Source organism: Bacillus sp. OV322 (assembly GCF_900112495.1).
Taxonomy (GTDB): Bacteria; Bacillota; Bacilli; order Bacillales; family DSM-1321; genus Peribacillus.
In genome coordinates this window covers 799,036-818,120 of the sequence record NZ_FOMA01000001.1, presented here as the reverse complement: position 1 = coordinate 818,120, position 19,085 = coordinate 799,036, and the positions used below count along the sequence as shown (strand labels likewise).

16 protein-coding genes are annotated in these 19,085 nt (G+C 41.3%); all 16 read right to left on the bottom strand.

From position 1 onward, the window contains the following. Positions 1-29 precede the first annotated feature (29 nt). Positions 30-1,070: an L-threonine 3-dehydrogenase gene (gene tdh / locus BM126_RS04045; protein WP_177201293.1), complete on the bottom strand. Its 1,041-nt coding sequence runs from the start codon at positions 1,068-1,070 to the stop codon at positions 30-32. A gap of 753 nt (positions 1,071-1,823) precedes the next feature. Further along, on the bottom strand, positions 1,824-2,690 hold the full coding sequence (locus tag BM126_RS04040) for a 2-oxoacid:ferredoxin oxidoreductase subunit beta (RefSeq protein ID WP_090988237.1): 867 nt from the start codon (positions 2,688-2,690) through the stop codon (positions 1,824-1,826). Between the two features lies 1 nt (position 2,691). After that, positions 2,692-4,428, bottom strand: coding sequence for a 2-oxoacid:acceptor oxidoreductase subunit alpha (locus BM126_RS04035; RefSeq protein WP_090988236.1), 1,737 nt, complete (start codon positions 4,426-4,428; stop codon positions 2,692-2,694). Positions 4,429-4,670: 242 nt separating this feature from the next. Next, positions 4,671-5,627: a dipeptidase gene (locus BM126_RS04030; protein WP_090988235.1), complete on the bottom strand. Its 957-nt coding sequence runs from the start codon at positions 5,625-5,627 to the stop codon at positions 4,671-4,673. A gap of 51 nt (positions 5,628-5,678) precedes the next feature. Then, complete coding sequence (gene spoVS / locus BM126_RS04025) at positions 5,679-5,939, bottom strand: stage V sporulation protein SpoVS (RefSeq protein ID WP_003211281.1); 261 nt, start codon at positions 5,937-5,939, stop codon at positions 5,679-5,681. A gap of 217 nt (positions 5,940-6,156) precedes the next feature. Then, positions 6,157-6,954, bottom strand: coding sequence for a TIGR00282 family metallophosphoesterase (locus BM126_RS04020; RefSeq protein WP_071350693.1), 798 nt, complete (start codon positions 6,952-6,954; stop codon positions 6,157-6,159). Positions 6,955-7,098: 144 nt separating this feature from the next. After that, complete coding sequence (rny, locus tag BM126_RS04015) at positions 7,099-8,658, bottom strand: ribonuclease Y (RefSeq protein ID WP_071350694.1); 1,560 nt, start codon at positions 8,656-8,658, stop codon at positions 7,099-7,101. 413 nt (positions 8,659-9,071) lie between these two features. Then, positions 9,072-10,115, bottom strand: a complete 1,044-nt coding sequence (gene recA, locus BM126_RS04010) for a recombinase RecA (RefSeq protein ID WP_090988234.1) — start codon at positions 10,113-10,115, stop codon at positions 9,072-9,074. A 554-nt stretch (positions 10,116-10,669) separates the two neighbouring features. Next, positions 10,670-11,914 (bottom strand): competence/damage-inducible protein A, encoded by a 1,245-nt coding sequence (locus BM126_RS04000; protein ID WP_090988232.1) that lies wholly within the window; start codon positions 11,912-11,914, stop codon positions 10,670-10,672. A gap of 167 nt (positions 11,915-12,081) precedes the next feature. Then, positions 12,082-12,666, bottom strand: coding sequence for a CDP-diacylglycerol--glycerol-3-phosphate 3-phosphatidyltransferase (gene pgsA / locus BM126_RS03995; protein WP_090988231.1), 585 nt, complete (start codon positions 12,664-12,666; stop codon positions 12,082-12,084). 171 nt (positions 12,667-12,837) lie between these two features. Beyond that, a complete protein-coding gene (locus BM126_RS03990) occupies positions 12,838-13,737 on the bottom strand; it encodes a helix-turn-helix domain-containing protein (protein WP_371261394.1) in 900 nt (299 codons plus the stop codon). An 8-nt stretch (positions 13,738-13,745) separates the two neighbouring features. Then, positions 13,746-14,537 carry a DUF3388 domain-containing protein gene (locus BM126_RS03985; RefSeq protein ID WP_090988229.1) on the bottom strand — a complete coding sequence of 264 codons (792 nt, stop codon included), beginning with the start codon at positions 14,535-14,537 and terminating at the stop codon, positions 13,746-13,748. A 620-nt stretch (positions 14,538-15,157) separates the two neighbouring features. Further along, complete coding sequence (locus BM126_RS03980; protein WP_071350700.1) at positions 15,158-15,418, bottom strand: DUF3243 domain-containing protein; 261 nt, start codon at positions 15,416-15,418, stop codon at positions 15,158-15,160. Positions 15,419-15,499: 81 nt separating this feature from the next. Further along, positions 15,500-16,264 (bottom strand): elongation factor P 5-aminopentanone reductase, encoded by a 765-nt coding sequence (gene ymfI, locus BM126_RS03975; protein WP_256212963.1) that lies wholly within the window; start codon positions 16,262-16,264, stop codon positions 15,500-15,502. 169 nt (positions 16,265-16,433) lie between these two features. Beyond that, positions 16,434-17,720, bottom strand: a complete 1,287-nt coding sequence (yfmH, locus tag BM126_RS03970; protein ID WP_090988412.1) for an EF-P 5-aminopentanol modification-associated protein YfmH — start codon at positions 17,718-17,720, stop codon at positions 16,434-16,436. Further along, positions 17,720-18,997 (bottom strand): EF-P 5-aminopentanol modification-associated protein YfmF, encoded by a 1,278-nt coding sequence (yfmF, locus tag BM126_RS03965; RefSeq protein WP_090988228.1) that lies wholly within the window; start codon positions 18,995-18,997, stop codon positions 17,720-17,722. Before yfmF ends, yfmH begins: the two co-directional genes overlap by 1 nt. Between the last annotated feature and the right edge of the window lie 88 nt (positions 18,998-19,085).

The following is a 19,085-nucleotide window of genomic DNA, read 5'->3' as shown; positions in this document are numbered from 1 at the left end:
TTTTTTACAGCAGGCATGAATTTATATGCTTATGGTGTCAGCACAACTTTCCCGCATTCGCCCTTCATCATTAATTCAAAGCCCTTTTCAAACTCTTCCAGCGGAAGGTGATGGGTAATTACTGGCGTAACATCTACTTGGCCCGATGCAAGAAGGCCGGAAACCTGCTGCCATGTCTGGAACATTTTCCTGCCGGTAATTCCCTGTACAGTAAGGCCCTTGAATACTATGTCATCTGTTATGTTAATTTCTACTGGCTTGACAGGCAGACTCAAAATGGATACCCTTCCGCCATTTGTTGCCATCTTAAAGCCTTGATTGATGGCTGCAGGATGTCCGCTCATCTCACAAACCACATCCACTCCATTACCATCAGTAAGATTAAATGCCTGTTCAAGCGGGTCTTCCTGACCTGAGTTAACCGTATAATCCGCACCCATTTCTCTAGCAAGCTTAAGGCGGTAATCGTTTAAATCAAAAGCAATAACCTTAGCCGCACCCGATGCCTTTGCAACACCCGCAGCCATGATGCCTATAGGTCCGCACCCGATGACTGCAACAGCTTTGCCGGTTACTTCGCCAGCGAGGACTGTGTGTACAGCATTTCCCATCGGCTCCTGAATAGAGGCAACATCCAATGGCATATCCGCAGGGTTTTTCCATAAGTTACCCGCAGGAAGAGCCACATACTCTGCAAAACACCCTTGTGTATCCACACCGATTATTTTGGTATTTTTACAGATATGCCCTTGGCCGGTCAAACATTGCGGACATGTCCCGCAGACTATATGTGTTTCTGCTGACACATAATCCCCTATTTTCACTCTTGTTACCTTGTCTCCAATCTCCACGACTTCTCCAGAAAATTCATGGCCAAAAACATAGGGAGGATTTACCCTGCCCTGTGACCATGCATCCCAAGAATAGATATGTACGTCTGTGCCGCAAATGGACGTTGCTTTTACCTTGATAAGTACTTCAGTTTCATTTATGGAAGGTATATCGACTTTTCTGAGCTCTGCTCCAAATCCTCTGTGATGTTTTACAAGCGCTTTCATTTTTCCGTTCAATATGTACACTCTCCCTTTAAAGCACATGTTATTTTCTAAGTATAATAGTATTTTAGCATTAAAGAAAAATAGTTGTAAATACCGCTGTCCTCCTTGAGTGGACATGTGGCTATAAGAGGGACATTTTTTTAATAATTGGCACCATTTAAAATTTATGATGATATTTTAAATGGCAATAATATCTCAAGTGGTTCATTTTTAGGCTCTTTTTTAGAAGATTGTTATTTTTTTATGTGTTCTGTAAGGCGACTCAATCTCTAAGTCAGTTGATAGGAGCGTAAGTTGCAAAGCTCCTGCAGGATCAGCGGGACAGCAGGCGCAGCTGAAGAGGCTCAGCCCGCGATGAAAGCGAGCATCCTGGAGAGAGACAGCCCTAAAAAAACAAAGTTATCATCCTTCCATCTGCCTGTTTTTTAGCTAATGATGACAGTTTCCCGCACCGCTTGTCCTCTTTTTTCGTAAGATAGCATGAACACATTTCTCACGGGGAGGAGACAAGCATGACAGGAAGATCAGCAAATACAAACAACAACAACACAAGCAACAAAGGCAGATGCTGTCATTTCAATAATGATAGCGTGAGCAACAGCTCAGATAGCCCCAGAACTAACAGGGATGACTTCTGGACAAATTTAATGATGTGCCGCCGATGCCATCATAATAAACACCGCCATCACTGATAGCTGTTTGCAGGATAGCGGAATTATGGAAAAAAGGTTATTTTCACAATGTGAAAATAACCCTTTAATTTCTTTACATAAATTCAGAAGCAAGTTTATCAAAAATTTCCTGGCTTACTGTTAGGCTGGATGCAGAAAGCGGCTTTTCTCCATAACCCGGTATCATTTCCTGATAAGACGGGCGCTCTTTATTCTGGTAAATAAGCCCGGTAATCAGGCCGTCCTTTTCCATAATTGTTTTCATGGCCATTTCCCTGTCCGATGGGTCATACCCTTCAATTGTTCCAAGTTTGGTAATATTCTCTTTAAACCAGTCATAGGTGTTAATTTTATTATATGTCACACAAGGGCTGAAGACATTGATGAAAGAAAAGCCTTTGTGCTTTATCCCTTCTTCAATCAGGGCTGTCAGATCCTTTAAATCTGTTGAAAAACTTTGGGCTGCAAAAGTTGCACCTGCTGAAAGCGCAAGCTCCATAGGAGAAATAGCCTGCTCTATCGATCCCTGCGGAGTTGATTTTGTTTTAAACCCGGCAGATGACCGCGGAGATGTTTGTCCTTTGGTTAATCCATATATTTGGTTGTCCATTACAATATACGTGATGTCTATATTCCGGCGGATGGCATGGACGGTGTGGCCCATCCCTATTGCAAATCCATCACCGTCTCCTCCCGATGCGATGACCGTCAGATCCCTGTTGGCCATTTTCACTCCCTGCGCGATAGGAAGTGACCGCCCATGAATTCCATGAAAACCATAAGATTTTATATAACCGGATATGCGTCCGGAGCAGCCGATTCCTGATACAATTGCCAGATTCTCAGGTTCCAGGCCCGCATTTGCTGCTGCCCGCTGTATGGCTGCCTGGACGGAAAAATCGCCGCATCCCGGGCACCAGTTAGGTTTAACATTATTGCGAAACTCCTTAAAAGTAGCCATATTATAACAGCTCCTTGCATTGTGAATGAATTTCATGCGGCAGGAATGGATTGCCGTCATATTTCAGGATATTTCTGATTTTATCTATGTGGCCTGCATTCATTTTTATTAAATTAGAGAGCTGTCCTGTAGCATTATTTTCAATCACTGCAATCCTGTCGGAGGCTTGCATAAGGGGCAAAAGCTCATCAGCAGGAAACGGGTGTATTAAACGTATATGAGCATGATTTGCTTTAATGCCATCAGCTTCAAGTCTTTCCATTGCCTCTTCTATGGCTCCTCTTGTAGAATTGAAACCTACAAGAAGGATGTCTGCCTTTTTATGCTTGGCATTTTTCACTACCGGCTCAGAAATGGAAAGGTTTTTTATTTTCTTCATCCTTTTTTCCATTTGCAGCTTGCGATTGGCTGCCGACTCAGACGGTTTTCCTGTTTCATCATGTTCTACCCCTGTTATATGGTGAATTCCATTCTTTGTCCCTGGAAGAACACGAGGTGAAATGCCATCGGCCGTCAGCTCAAAGCGTTTAAAATATTCATTAGGCCCCAAGTCAGGAAGATCTTCTTCCAAAAGCTTGCCCCTCCGGATTTCTACCTTGCTGCTGTCAAGGGGCTGTACAGTTTGTTTACCGAGAGAAAGCTGCAAATCGGAAAGCACTATGACTGGGCATTGATATTCCTCCGCGAGGTTCATTGCTTCTGCTGTATCATAAAATGCTTCTTCTACAGTACTTGGCGCAATAACAATCTTCGGAATTTCCCCGTGTGTGCCATATATCATTGCCATCAAGTCAGATTGTTCCTGTTTTGTCGGCAATCCTGTCGATGGCCCCCCCCTTTGAGTATCTACTATAACCAGCGGGGTTTCCGTCATGCCTGATAGTCCAATGGCTTCCATTTTTAATGAAAGTCCAGGACCGGCTGAAGCCGTAATTGAGCGGACACCTCCATAGCCAGCACCAATTGCCATCGTGGCAGCAGCAATTTCATCTTCAGTCTGGATTACAGTCCCTCCAAATGCCGGAAGTTTTTTAATTAAGTATTCCATAATTTCCGACGCTGGCGTTATGGGATATGCAGCCATAAACCGGCATCCGCCCGCAAGTGCTCCAAGAGCAATGGCATCGTTTCCAATCATGAACAGGCGTTTTTGCCCGTCCGCTTTTTGAAGCACCATGGATACTGGTTTCCCTGCAATCAAACTCTTCATAGATTCATAGCCTGATTGAATGGCCTCCATATTTTTTTGGACAATCTGTTCGCCTTTTCTTCCGAAGATCTCCTGAACCACTTCCCTGAAAACTATCGTATCCATTTCCAAAACAGCGCATGTAGCACCTATGGCCACCATATTTTTCATTAGAGAAGTCCCAAGCTCAGAGGCAATATCCGTAAATGGCACAGCATAAAGGGCTGCGCTTGCGTTTTCAGGGCAAACAGGTGCAAATTTCGCATCAGCAATGATAATGCCGCCGTTATGCAGTTCTTTATAATTCACATCAATCGTTTCCTGGTCAAAAGCTACAAGAATATCTAAATCATCTGAAACAGATCTAGTTTGCTTAGTGCTTACACGAATCTTATTGTTTGTATGTCCCCCTTTTATCCGTGAAGAAAAATGGCGGTATCCATACAAATAATAACCCAAGCGATTCAAGGCAATACAGAATATTTCTCCAGTGCTTTCTATGCCTTCACCTTGCTGTCCTCCAACTTTCCAGGAAAGCTGATTGATCATGCGCTACACCCCTTAGAATAGTAATCTGCCCAACTAGCACCCCACATTAAAAACAGCATTATTATGTATAAAAATACCGTTCTTTCTTTATAGAGAAAGGTGTACTAAATGCTTCCATTCTAGCGTTTAACATTAAAAAATGCAACTTGGATATATGGAAAAAATTAGCTATTATAGAATAGAAAATGAATGAATATTACATATATCTGCATTATTTTTCAAAAAAGAATCGAATATCCAGATTATTTGTAGAAATTTTCCGAAAAATTACTCCAAATAATTTTTTCTGCAAGGGCAGCTGGGTAAAACTTTCCCAGTTCATTAATCAGCCTGCTGTAATCCCTATAAGAAGCCAAATAAGCGACAGTATAGTCTATGCCATCAAAGTCAGAGCCAAGGCCAATATTGTTTTCCCCGCCAAGACTGCAAATATAGTCTATATGATTCAATATATCTTTTATAGCGGCTTCTTTACCTGCCGTCAAAAACTGAGGAACAAAAGTAATTCCAATCATGCTGTGTCTTTTAATCATGGCTTTGATCTGCTCATCTCTTAAATTCCTCGGGTGAGGGCATAGGCGATATACATTGGAATGAGAAGCAATTACGTGATCTGCCAAATCAATTACATCCCAAAATCCATGCTCAGATAAATGCGAAACGTCACAGGTTATCGAGTTTTCATTCAAAACGCGCACTGCTTGCTTTCCAAAACCTGATAAACCTGCCCCTCTTTCTTCCATGGCTCCATCTGCAAGAAGATTTGAAAAGTTCCATGTCAATCCAACTGATGAAACACCAAGTCTCAGGAGTGTCTGAAGCTTCAATACATCATTACCGATACAATCGCAGCCTTCCAGAGTCAAAATTGCTCCTATTTGCCCTTCTCTTAAAAGATCAATATCATATTTGGATTGTACGAAAATGATATCTTTCTTTGACAGAATACGTTCATGGAATAATTGAACCTGTGATAAAGCAGCCATAAATTTCATATCCGGGTGGACGTTTTCTGGTATATAAATAGCAAAGCATTGAACTTTTCCTGCAGCTTGTAATGCCCCATATGATAATTGAAGCAATTCGCTGTCAAAAGAAAGTGAAGGATTGTTAAACATCTTCATAAGCACATCACAATGTGCATCAAATATATTCACGAATAAACCCCTTTTGGCTACTATAATATATAAGGATATCATAAAAAACAACCTGCTTGCGCAGGCTGCAAACAGGCTTATCAGAAAAACATATTATCTCGGTTCAACAATCAATTTAATAGCCGTCCGTTCTTCTCCATCAATCAAAATATCTGTAAAGGCAGGAATACAAATCAAGTCTACTCCACTAGGTGCGACAAACCCTCTTGCGATCGCTACTGCCTTAACGGCTTGATTTAACGCACCGGCTCCTATGGCCTGGATTTCTGCCGCTCCTCTTTCTCTAAGAACGCCAGCAAGTGCGCCTGCTACAGAATTAGGATTAGATTTTGCTGAAACCTTTAATATTTCCATTCCTAGTCCTCCTTGTTTTCCCACCTTTTTCACGCTTGTTTAAAAGGTATAACTCTTTTCATTGATACTATATTCATCATTTAAAAACAGTATGACATGTCACAGAAAATAACTTGTCACACTATCATGGAAAGAGCCTGGAAAAGAGGGAGCGTCAAACGGGCCAGACCGAAAATAGTGCATTGCCTCCTATGCACGACAGTACAAAGGCGGAAGCTTAATGATAGAATGGATGATCCTCATTAATTAAAATTGTATCTATTTTTCGGGATTTACCGGTTTTTTCATCTATATCAATTAAAACTGCACTTAGCACTGTTCTCCCGGTTTTTGGCACTTCGAATCGGACTGGAAGACTTGTCAAAAACCTGTGGATGACAGCTTCTTTTTCCATTCCCAAAATACCGTCATATGGACCGGTCATTCCTGCATCTGATAAATAAGCTGTTCCGCCTGGAAGTATCCGCTGATCAGCTGTCTGCACATGCGTATGAGTTCCAATCACAGCTGAAACTTGTCCATCTAAAAACCAGCCCATTGCCTGTTTTTCGCTTGTAGCTTCTCCGTGAAAGTCTACAAAAATGATAGGCGTCCTTTTTCTCGCCTCAGCAACAAGTTCTTCCGCTTTACGAAACGGACAATCCAATGCGGGCATAAACGTCCTGGCTTGCAGATTAATAATGGCAATTTCATACTGATTAAGTTTAAGAAACTTTAATCCTTCACCTGGCGTTTCCTCAGGAAAATTTGCTGGCCTGACAAGATATTTCGCATCATCAATAAACTCAAATATTTCACGGTTATCCCATGCATGATTTCCTAATGTCACTGCCTGTGCACCCCATCCAAGGAATTCACGATATATTTTTTCAGTAATGCCGCGTCCTCCAGCAGCATTTTCACCATTCACAATAGTGATATGCGGTTTGAATTTTTCCTTCATTTTCGGCAGGTACTCCTTAAGCATATCTCTGCCTGGAGAACCCACGACATCACCAACAAAAAGCAATTTCATATTTAGTAGTCCCTTTCTCTTTTACATGTAAGTTTTTGCTGTACATCTCTCTCATTGTATCATACTATCCTCCAGCCATTCAGGGAACGCGGCAATTGATATATGCCGCAGAAAAAAAAACAAAGCGGAGAATCTCCGCTTTGTTTATTTTGCGTATTCCACAGCCCTGGTTTCCCTGATGACTGTTACTTTAATATGTCCCGGATAATCCAATTCCTCTTCAATCCGTTTCCGGATATCCCTCGCAAGACGATGCGCTTCTAAATCATCGATTTGTTCAGGCTTGACCATAATCCTTACCTCACGGCCAGCTTGGATAGCGAATGACTTCTCGACTCCATCATAGGATTCGGAGATTTCCTCCAGCTTTTCAAGTCTGCGGATGTAATTTTCCAGTGTTTCACTGCGAGCTCCTGGCCTTGCGGCAGAAAGAGCGTCAGCGGCAGCTACCAGAACGGCTATAACTGAGGTTGGCTCAGTATCGCCATGATGGGAAGCAATGCTGTTAATCACTACTGGGTGTTCTTTATACTTAGTAGCAAGTTCAACGCCAATTTCGACGTGGCTTCCTTCCACTTCATGGTCAATTGCCTTTCCGATATCATGCAGCAAACCTGCACGGCGGGCAAGGGTTTCATCTTCACCCAGCTCGGCAGCTAATAAACCTGACAATTGGGCAACCTCAATAGAATGCTTCAGAACGTTTTGTCCATAGCTTGTACGGAATTTCAATCGTCCTAGAATTTTAATGAGATCCGGATGGAGCCCGTGAACACCAACTTCAAAAGTGGTTTGTTCACCAATTTCACGAATATGCTCATCCACTTCACGCCTGGACTTGTCCACCATTTCTTCAATGCGGGCAGGGTGAATACGTCCATCCTGCACCAGTTTTTCCAGTGCCAATCGAGCAGTTTCTCGCCTAATCGGGTCGAATCCGGATAAAATAACTGCTTCAGGAGTATCATCAATAATTAAATCAATTCCTGTCAGTGTCTCTAACGTACGGATATTTCGCCCTTCGCGGCCGATAATACGGCCCTTCATTTCATCATTTGGCAAATTCACGACAGAAACGGTGGTTTCTGCTACGTGATCAGCTGCACAACGCTGAATAGCCAGAGAAAGAACTTCTTTCGCTTTTTTATCGGATTCCTCTTTGGCGCGATTTTCACTCTCTTTAATCATAAGTGCAATATCATGGGCCAGTTCATTCTCAGTACGATCAATAATAATCGACTTCGCTTCTTCGCGTGTTAAGCTCGATACACGCTCCAGCTCTGTTTGCTGCTTACGAACCATCTCGTCCACTTTGCTTTCCATCTCTTCAATATGCTGTTGTCTTTGGTTCAGAGAATCTTCTTTCTTTTCCAAAAGGTTTTCACGTTTATCTAACGTATCATCTTTACGGTCAAGGTTCTCTTCTTTTTGCAATAATCGATTTTCCTGTTTTTGCAATTCAGTCCTTCGTTCCCGAACTTCACGTTCAGAATCAGAACGAAGCTTGTGAATTTCGTCTTTTGCTTCCAATAAGGCTTCCTTTTTCAAGGCGTCCGCTTCACGTTTAGCATCCTCAAGGATTTGTTCTGCAGAGCCTCTAGCCCCTGCTATTTTGTTTTCAGACTTAGTTTTATGCACAAAATAGCCAACAACTGCACCGACGAATAGGCCAAGCAAAATGGAGATGATTGTTATGGGTTCCATCGTTTCACCTCCCTTGCTATGAACTTTTTTTACATCATTAATTTGAACTGTCAGCAAGTACATTGTACATAACTTCAATACACAGCACTTGGCTTTTTAAAGTATCAGTTTGAAAAAATGTAAAATATACATGTTAATTGTATAGTTGAGAAATTTTATTGTCAAGGGGTTGACCTTACTGTTTATGAATATTCAGAAGGATGAAACAGTTTCTCTGCATGCTCTCTTTCAAAACAGGCAGCCATGCTGTATATTTACAAATGCCAAAGCATCACTTAAAAAGCAGGCGAAGGCTCCGTTATGCCAGAAAACCTAAATTAGCAGCCTCCTTATGGTCAAGGCTTTAACCCTCTTACCTATATATCTAAAAGTATAAAAAAAGAGGCCAAGCATCATGCTTAGCCCCCCTTTTTTCAATCTTCCAATTCTAATCCGTTTTGGTCATCTTCTTCTGCTTCAGCAAAGTGTTCTCCATCTAGGTTATAATGATCCCTGATTTTCTTTACAACTTCCTGCTGAAGGGACTTGTTTTCTTTCAAGAACAATTTTGCATTCTCTCGTCCTTGGCCAAGACGCTCATCATTGTATGAATACCATGATCCGCTTTTTTGTACAATATCAAGATCAGAGCCCATATCAATGATTTCCCCTTCACGGGAAATACCTTCACCATACATAATATCAACTTCTGCCTGGCGGAATGGCGGGGCAACCTTGTTCTTTACAACTTTTATTTTTGTCTTATTTCCCACTACATCATTGCCCTGTTTCAGCTGTTCAGCACGTCTGACTTCAAGCCGGACAGTTGAATAGAATTTTAGAGCACGTCCACCAGGAGTCGTTTCGGGATTTCCGAACATCACACCGATTTTTTCACGGATCTGGTTTATGAAAATAGCAATTGTATTGGATTTGTTTATTGCACCAGAAAGCTTCCTTAGACCCTGGGACATCAATCTTGCCTGAAGGCCCACATGGGAGTCTCCCATTTCTCCTTCAATCTCTGCTTTAGGAACTAGGGCTGCAACAGAGTCAATAACAATGATATCCACAGCGCCGCTTCGCACTAGTGCTTCTGCAATTTCCAATGCCTGCTCGCCGGTATCCGGCTGGGAAAGCAGCAGCTCATCAATATTAACGCCTAATTTTTGCGAATAGGCAGGGTCTAAAGCATGTTCAGCATCTATGAACGCTGCCTGTCCCCCATTTGCCTGTACTTCTGCAATAGCATGCAGTGCAACTGTTGTTTTACCTGAACTTTCCGGGCCATAAATTTCAATGACACGGCCGCGGGGATACCCGCCAACTCCGAGCGCAACATCCAGTGCAAGCGAGCCGCTGGATATAGTGGATATTCTCCGGTCTGACTGTTCTCCTAATTTCATGATTGAACCCTTGCCGAATTGCTTTTCAATTTGTTTTAAAGCCATTTCTAATGCCGCTTGACGATCTCCCACTAAAGTTCCTCCTCTATAATCTATCAGCCGGATATCCAGCCAAAATTCATTCTATTTAAATGTAAGCATTTCCTGATGTATTTGTTGTTCTTCCGCCTGCTAATCAGGCACCCTCTTTTGTTTCCGGGGCAGTGTTATCAGTGATGCTGCTATCAGAAACAAGAAATTGGACGATTGCAGCTCATCTCATAACCTATCTCTACTATATACTTTTTTCTTTCATTTGCCAAGCAAAAAAACGAACATTCATTCGTTTTTTTTATCTCAAAGAAGAAAAGCAAAATAACGTTTTTCCCTGGTGAACATTTGATTTCCAAACTGTAAATGAAAGAAAAATATCCTTTTTACTCAAAATCTGTTTATTCAATTTGCCCCTGCTTCTGCCATCAAAGATTCCAAATAAAACCTGATCAAAAGGAGCGGACCGCCATAAAGAATACTCCATCAGCTATACTATTTTTTTTAGCCTTCCTTCAGATAAAGCAGGTTAAAACCAAAGTTGCTCCCAGCTTGAGGGAATTATGACCAATCTCTATAACTGTCAAATACATTGCTCAGATAAGATCTATTAAACGGTGAATCAGAAAGCGGCATCCATATTTCACGCTTCTCATCCGGATCTGAGCCCGGCTGCCTGAAAGATTTAACCGTTCAATGATTGGTTTTTTATCACCAATTGAAATTCCTATAAAAACAGTGCCGACAGGCTTTCCTTCTTGTTCGTCAGGCCCAGCCACACCAGTAAAGCTGATGCCCGCGTCAGCATCCATCATCTCCCTGATATTTACGGCCATTTCCCTAGCGCATTCCATGCTGACAACTCCATGGGAAGAAATAGTTTCTGGAGTGATCTTCAATACTTTCTCTTTCACTTCTGTTGAATAGGCAACCACACCGCCCCTAAAAATTTTCCCTGCTCCCGGAATGGTTGTAAGCTGTTCCTGAAACATGCCTCCAGTAAGGCTTTCAGCTGCTGCAACTGTAAGTCCTCTTGCAGTCATTTCCTTAACCAGCTCTTTAATAAGCGAAGTTTCTCCCTCGCCGTAGTAATACTCGCCAACCCGTTCCATAATGCTCTTTTCAGCCTGCTGGATTAGCTCAGCGCACTTTTCCCTGGATTCGTTTTTAGCTGTGATTCTTAATGTAACTTCTCCATCAGAGGCAAGAGGCGCAATTGTCGGATTGCCTTGTCCATCCAGCAAATCAGCAATTCTTGTCTCAAGCAGAGCTTCACCGATTCCGAAAAAGCGGAGAACCTTCGATTCAATAATTTCATGTTTATCAAGTTTGCCCATCAAGATTTTATGGCCGTATGAAATGAACATTGGATTCATTTCTTTCGGGGGTCCAGGAAGAAGCATATATGTTTTTCCATCGGAATCCAGCACCATTCCCGGCGCCATGCCGTGATCATTGGGCAAGACCTCCGAGCCTTCCAGTATGAGTGCTTGCTTTTTATTATTTTCGGTCATTTCACGCCCGGTTTTTTGAAAGTAGGTCTTAATAGAGGCTAATGCCGCCTCATCATAAACAAGTTTTTTCCCTAAATGCTTTGATATTGTTTCTTTTGTCAAATCGTCTTTTGTCGGCCCGAGCCCTCCTGTGAAAACAATTAAGTCTGCTCTTTTTTCTGCTGCTTCTATAGCCGATTTCAGCCGGCCGGCATTGTCTCCTGCAACAGTATGGTAAAAAACGTTAATTCCCATTTCTGCAAATTGCCTGGAAAGAAATTGCCCATTTGTGTTTGCGATTTGCCCTAAGAGCAGCTCAGATCCCACTGCAATGATTTCTGCATCCATTAAAAGACCTCCCGATTATAATCATTCACACCATATATTTACCTTAAGTATGGCGAGGTAAACAATTACCGTTTATCACCACGGCTTTAAAACGGCCTAAGGACCGAGAATGCCAGAGCAGTCCTGGTTTCTCGGTCCCTTAAAATACTGCTTTTGTTTAAGGCAGCTTATTTGGAGTTTTTGAAAACTTCCTTATTTTTAACAAAATAATCAAGACCGGACCAAACAGTGAAGATCAGGGCAATCCAGAGCATGATTTCAGCGAAAGGAAATGAAATGAATTCAAAAGGGAAATTGTGCAGCAATAATGCCGCAATAGCAATGATCTGAGTCCATGTCTTTACTTTGCCAAGCATATTGGCTGCCACAACTTCCCCGGTTCCGGCAAGTATCAGGCGCAGCCCTGTAACCGCAAATTCACGGCTGATGATAATGATGACAATCCATGATAAATGTTCTGCCAGATTAAGGTCCACCAGAATAATCAGTGCTGCAGAAACCAAAAGCTTATCAGCAAGAGGATCCAGAAATTTCCCGAAGTTAGTAACAAGATTCAGCTTTCGTGCATAATAGCCATCTATCCAGTCAGTAGCCGATGCAATGATGAATATGATTGCCCCGATCAAGTGTGTAACCGGCAGCGTAAAATCTCCAAGAGAAACAGAGCCCCAAGAGAATGGAACTAACATGATAATCATAAATACAGGTATTAAAAAAATTCTTGAGATAGTAATTTTATTAGGCAGATTCACAGTTTTACCCTCCAAATATGTGCTTACAATTAGTATGTTTTACTGTTGATAAATATTTCATGAGGAAATACAGAAAAAAACAGCAAAAAATTGGCAATCAACCAATTTCAGCAGTTTACCTTACATGCCCCCATTAAACAATGAAGTGAAAAATAGTCACCTTAAAGATGACTATTTCGACTTATCAAACTGGATTGTGATAGTTTGAGTGACCATTTTTGAAGGAGAAATCGCATATTCCAGTTTTTCATCATTTACAGATATCTCAGTATCACTAGCATTACCAATTATAATAACTGCTTCTGCTTCATTTGAAAAATCGATATCCTTGCTTTCATTTTTCTTCAGAATGCCCTGGAAAAACAGTTTTCCAGTTCCATTTTTGACTCCTACCCAGGTTTGCCCTTTAGATGCTACCTTAAGCTTAAAGCTCTCGGCATTTTTGAGGGTATAGGTGGTGTTCTTGCCGCTTATGCTGGTTTTCGTTAATGCTTGAACCGGTTTTTCGGCAGCAGGCTTCTCTGTTTTTGTATTTTTATCTTGCTGTTTTTCGCCAGTACCTTTTTTCTGATCATTTTTTTTCAGAGGAGAGTTTTTGTTTTCATTATAATCCACTGATTGACTTGTCTTGTTTTCGTTTTTTTTGGTCTTTTCGTCGGAATTGTTCACATATTTAGATATTAACACCCAAATTAGGATACATACGCCAATAACCAAAACTGCTGCCAAAATCCTTGGAAAAAGCTCCATGAATTTTGATGTTCCAGGTGAAATGGTTTTTCTCGATTGCACTCTTGATAGCTGCTCCGGCAATTCATCATGATGGACTGCAGGCACATCATTCTTATATTCCTCGAAAATACCTTCTGGATCCAGCCCGACAGCTTCACAATACTGCTTAATAAATGCGCGGACATAAAACTTTCCAGGCATCATTTCATAGTTTCCTTCTTCAATGCCTATCAGGTACCTTTTCTGGATTTTAGTGGCTTCCTGCAAATCATCCAGACTCATTCCTTTTGCTTCTCTTGCTTCTTTAAGCCTATTTCCTAGTTCCGTCAAATAAAACACCTACCATTTTAAAAATCAAATGAACCAAAATCAGAATCTGAAAATCGCCCATTTTGTTCAACTGCTTCATATGTAATTTCCTCTTCAGGATTATTCCTAAGTTCAATAATGTAATCAAAATCATCCAGTGTATATTCGGTATTCTGTACAAATACATCAGGATGTTCAATCACCTTTACAGCATTCAATCGCATGATTTCCCTCACAAGCTGCCAGTGTCTTTCATTGGCTCTTCTTGTAGAAACGATGCCATCTAGGATAAATAAATTATCATTATTGTATTCATCTTCAATCAGCTGGCTGCGAATGGTCTGTTTCAATAATGTCGAAGAAACAAACAGCCACCTTTTATTTGCACAGACACTCGATGCTACAATTGATTCTGTCTTTCCGACCCGCGGCATCCCTCTGATTCCTATTAGCTTATGGCCTTCTTGCTTAAACAGCTCCGCCATAAAGTCTACAAGCAAACCAAGTTCATCCCTGACAAAGCGGAAAGTATTCTTTTCATCGGCATCCCTTTGGATGTATCGTCCATGCCTGACTGCCAGCCTGTCGCGCAGTTTGGGTTCTCTAAGCTTTATCACCTTGATTGTATCCATGGTTAAAAGAATGGACTCAAACCTCTCGATATTCCTTTGATCTTTCGCGTATAAGAGCATCCCGCGCCTGCCTTCATCCACTCCGTTAATCGTTACAATATTTATGGACAGCATTCCCAGCAATGAGGAAATATCGCCTAATAAACCAGGGCGGTTCACTTGTATTTCGTATTCAAAATACCACTCTTTAGTTTCCATTAAACCAACTCCCAATGCCAGGATCAATCCTCTTATAGTAAACCGGTGCGCTCGGGCAGTCCAAACGGGTTCCTATAAAAGTATATCATTCTAGTCTAGCTTCTATAATATAGCATTTTACAGCAAGTTAAAAGGGAAAACCTTTCTAAAAAGCAATTCATTTTCAGGTTTTCACATAAACAAGAATAAGCAGAAAAAAAACACGGCTCATTAAGGATAATATAGGTTTACATGGAAATAAAATGAATGATTTGCATGAATTTATCCTTTGCTCTAAATTCTGATGAAACGGTGTTTTATGGTAAGGCTGTTTTCGTAAACATTGTTGTTACCTGAACAAGGGGGTTGATTTCCACTCCAGGATGCTCGCTTTCCGTGGGGCGGGCGGTGAGCCTCCTCAGCTTCGCTTGCGGGGTCTCACCTTCCCGCTAATCCCACAGGAGTCTCGCACCTTACACTCCAATCAACCCGGTTTAACGGGATCACTTTACAGAACATATTAAAAAACAACAATCTTTAAGAAAAGAGCCATAGTTAAAGAATTGGAAAACACAGCACAAAAAAGAGCCGGGAACAAGGCTTTTGCAGCGCTTGCTCCCGGCTCTTTCATTTTACTTTTCTTACTCGCCAGTTCCATTATTTTCAACTAATCTGACCATCATGGAAGCAATAGCATGTTTTTCATCTTCGTTTGCCACAGACCATAGATCTGCTAAAACACGCTCTTGTTCGTTTTTAGGGTCTACTTGCTTGGCAAGATAATCCCCGATTTCAAATGCCAATTGATTGACTGACTCTTGTTCAAGACCTTGTTTTTGTCCTTGATTTAATCTGTCGCCTAAAAAGTTTTTCCATTGATCCCAATTTTCCAGTACAGACATTTGTGATCATCCTTTCCTTCGTGTAGTACAGAGTTATTGTGTGAAGGAAAGTGATATATTATTCACCTGCTAAAAAAAAAATTATGTATACCAGCCGCCATTCACTCCAAGTATTTGTCCGGTAATGTAGGAGGCTTTTTGGGAAAGCAAAAAAGAAACAGCCTCTGCCACTTCATCAGGAAGGCCTATTCTTCCCATTGGAACGCTTTCTTTTATTGATTCGAGTTCATCCTGCGAAAAGGTTTCCATCATAGAAGTGGAAATTGCTCCAGGTGCAACTGCATTCACCCTTATGCCATTTAAGGATACTTCCTTGCTTAAGGCTTTCACAAAAGCATTTTGTCCTCCTTTAACCATCGAGTATAATGCCTCGCATGAAGCCCCGGTTTGTCCCCATATGGAGGTTATCGCTACAATGGAAGCAGACTCCTGATTGAACAGCTTTGGCAGCAGTTCCCTTGTGAGCTCATAGGGACTCGTAAGATTCAGCTGGACCATTTGCCTGACCGTTTCGTGGTCAGCCTCTGAAATCAGGCCATAATGGCTCATTCCGCTGTTTAATACAACAGAGTGAAGACTAAAAATATTTTGAGCCAGTGTTTTATACCCACTCGGTTCCCCCAAGTCGGCCTGTACAGGGATCAGTTCTATATCGAGGTGCTGAAGTTCTTTAGCAAGCCGCTCTGCGCCCTGCCGATTTTTATTATAATGTAAATAAAGAGAATAACCTTCATGTGCAAGTTTTGTTGAAATTGCCCTGCCAATTCCTCCGCTTGCTCCTGTCACGAGAACAAATCGTTTTTCCATTGCCTCTCCCCCGTCATCATATATTAAATCTGTTGCCATCCGCTCTCTGCGGCTCCGCGGTTCCCCCTGTATCGCTGCTCTCCGGGAGGCAAGTGTATTTCACCTGATTCAGCAATCCTCAAAGTCTCCTTACTATACCCCTCCAGTAAAATACGAATGGACTTAAGCCCTTTTAGATACTAAAAGGGCTTTTTAGAATATCCAATTTTTACTTTGGAAGGATCTGACAAACGGTAATTCTGTCTTCATCAATTAACTCAGCTGCAGTTTTTTGAATATCTTTGAAAGATATTTCTTCAAGGGCAGGAACGACATCAAATAAGTTCATATCATTAAAAGCATAACGTGTAAATTGATTCGCTATATATTCAGGCGAATTCAAGGAACGGAGAAAAGATCCTATTTTCTTTTTTATCGTCCTGCTTAAGCTTTCCTCGCTGATGCCTTTCCCTGTTTTAGCGCTTAACAAAATAGTCCTGAGTTTTTCGGTCAATTGCTCTGGCTGTTCTGTGTCTCCGCCGACCAATGCAAAGCCAAAACCTTGCTCCTGGGTATAATCATAAGAAAAGCTTTGATCAATCAGCCCTTCATTATAAAGCTCCTCATGCAGCGGAGAGCTTTTTCCGAAAAGCATTTCCAAAAGGAGATTGGCTGCTAATTCAGCTTTCAGCATTTCTTTTCCTGACTGATTTACATTTACGGCTTTTACACCCATCATTACCTTAGGGGTCTGGACGTTCATTCTGATCGTCTGGCTCTTTTTGGCAGCTTCAGGGGGTTCTTCCTCAAACCGCCTTTGAATATTAGGCTGATCTTTGTAATCCTTGCTTAATTGGTTATTTCTTATATCATCCATGAGCTTTCCTGCGTCTACCGGTCCGACTATAAACAGCAGCATGTTGCTTGGGTGATAAAATGTGCCATAGCATTCATATAGGAGTTCTTTTGTAATGTCGGCGATAGAAGCAACCGTACCTGCAATATCAATTTTAACCGGATGGTGCTTATACATATTCTCAATGCACCCGAAATATAGGCGCCAATCAGGATTATCGTCATACATATTAATTTCCTGCCCTATGATACCTTTTTCTTTTTCGACGGTTTTATCCGAAAAATAAGGTTCCTGTACAAAATCCACCAGTGTTTTTAGATTCTTTTCAAACTCTGATGTACTGGAAAACAGATAAGCAGTCCTTGTGAATGAAGTGAATGCATTTGCAGAAGCGCCCTGCTTGCTGAACTGCTGAAAAACATCTCCATCTTCTTTTTCAAAAAGTTTATGCTCTAGGAAATGGGCAATTCCGTCCGGTACCTTCAAGAATTCACTTTTGCCAAGCGGCATGAAATGATTATCTACAGATCCATACTTAGTGGTAAAGGTTGCATATGACTTATTAAAACCTTTTTTAGGCAATATGTACACTTCGAGGCCATTTTCCATTTTTTCATGAAACAGCTCTTCCCTAAGCTGTTCAAATGTAATCTTCTCCATCATGCCTCCACCTCTTTTCCTGTTAAGAAATATACAGTATCAAGCTCGACCTTTTTGGCAATTGAAAGAACTTCTTCCTTCGTAGTCCGTTCTGTTTTCTCCAGCCATTCGTCAAGCGAAATATCCGTTCCTGCCACGACATTATGGTAGAGTATTTCCACAAGGCCTCTCGCAACATCAATTGTCTCAAGGAGCTGGTTTTTCACTACAGCTTTTGTCTGAGATAACTCATCATCCGAGAAATTGCCTTCTTTCATTTCTTTCATTTGTTCATGGATGATTCTCATCGCCTTATCATAATTTTCATTTTCAATTCCAGACATCACGATCAGCAGGCCTTTGTGGCTTTCAACCCTTGAAGAAGCATAATAGGCCAGGCTTGCTTTCTCCCTTACATTGATAAATAGCTTGGAGTGTGAAAATCCGCCGAAAATGCCGTTAAAAAGCTGAAGTGCATAATATTCAGGGTCTCCGTACAAAACATTGGTTCTGTAGCCAACATTCAGCTTTCCCTGTTTAATATCTTGTGTTTCAATCACTTCATTCGCTTTTCCAGGATTCTTCTGCACGCTTTTGCTTGAAACAGGAGTCCTCTCTTCGAGCTTTACATAGGTTTTAATCAATTGCTCTGTACGTTCTTCTTGTATGTCACCTATTACATAAATATCAATTTGATCATTTTTTAACGCTTGAACATAATATGTGTATAAAGATTCAGGGGTTATGCTTTCAAGATCATCCATTTTTCCGGAAGCATCGAGGGCATAGGGTTCATTCTTGCACATTTCTTCAACAAGTCTTGTAGCGGCATAGCGCATTTTATCATCGTAAACAGAAGAAATACGCTGTTTAAGCGATCTTTTTTCATTTGTAAAAGCCTCAGAGGCGAAAGACTCTCCATCTTTTTTCGGATGAAATATCACTTCTGATAAAAGCGCAATCGCCTTCTCAAGCAGCGGTTCAGAATCACTGAGGAATTTTTCATTGGCGATTTCAATGGTGAAACTGATTATATGATTTTCCCCTTTTTTTGCAGTATCCACATAAAAACTGGCTCCGTACAATTCATCCAGATACGACCTGAAAGAAGGAGTTGTCGGATACTTATGAGAGCTGTTCTGCAGTACATAAGGCAGCAAGGCCCGCTTTGTAACCGTCTCTGCTTCAAGAGGGGCCTTCATTTTAAGTACAATGGTATTTGTTTTATATTTATCTGTTGGTACGATGTGAAGTGTGCAGCCAGGTATTTTCCTGATAAGATCTGAAGCAATTGCCATCAAATCGTCCTCCTTTTCTATATTAAAGCCATTTTGTGTTAGTGTTAGCAGTTACACTGCTTTTAAACATCTACTTCAAATATACATG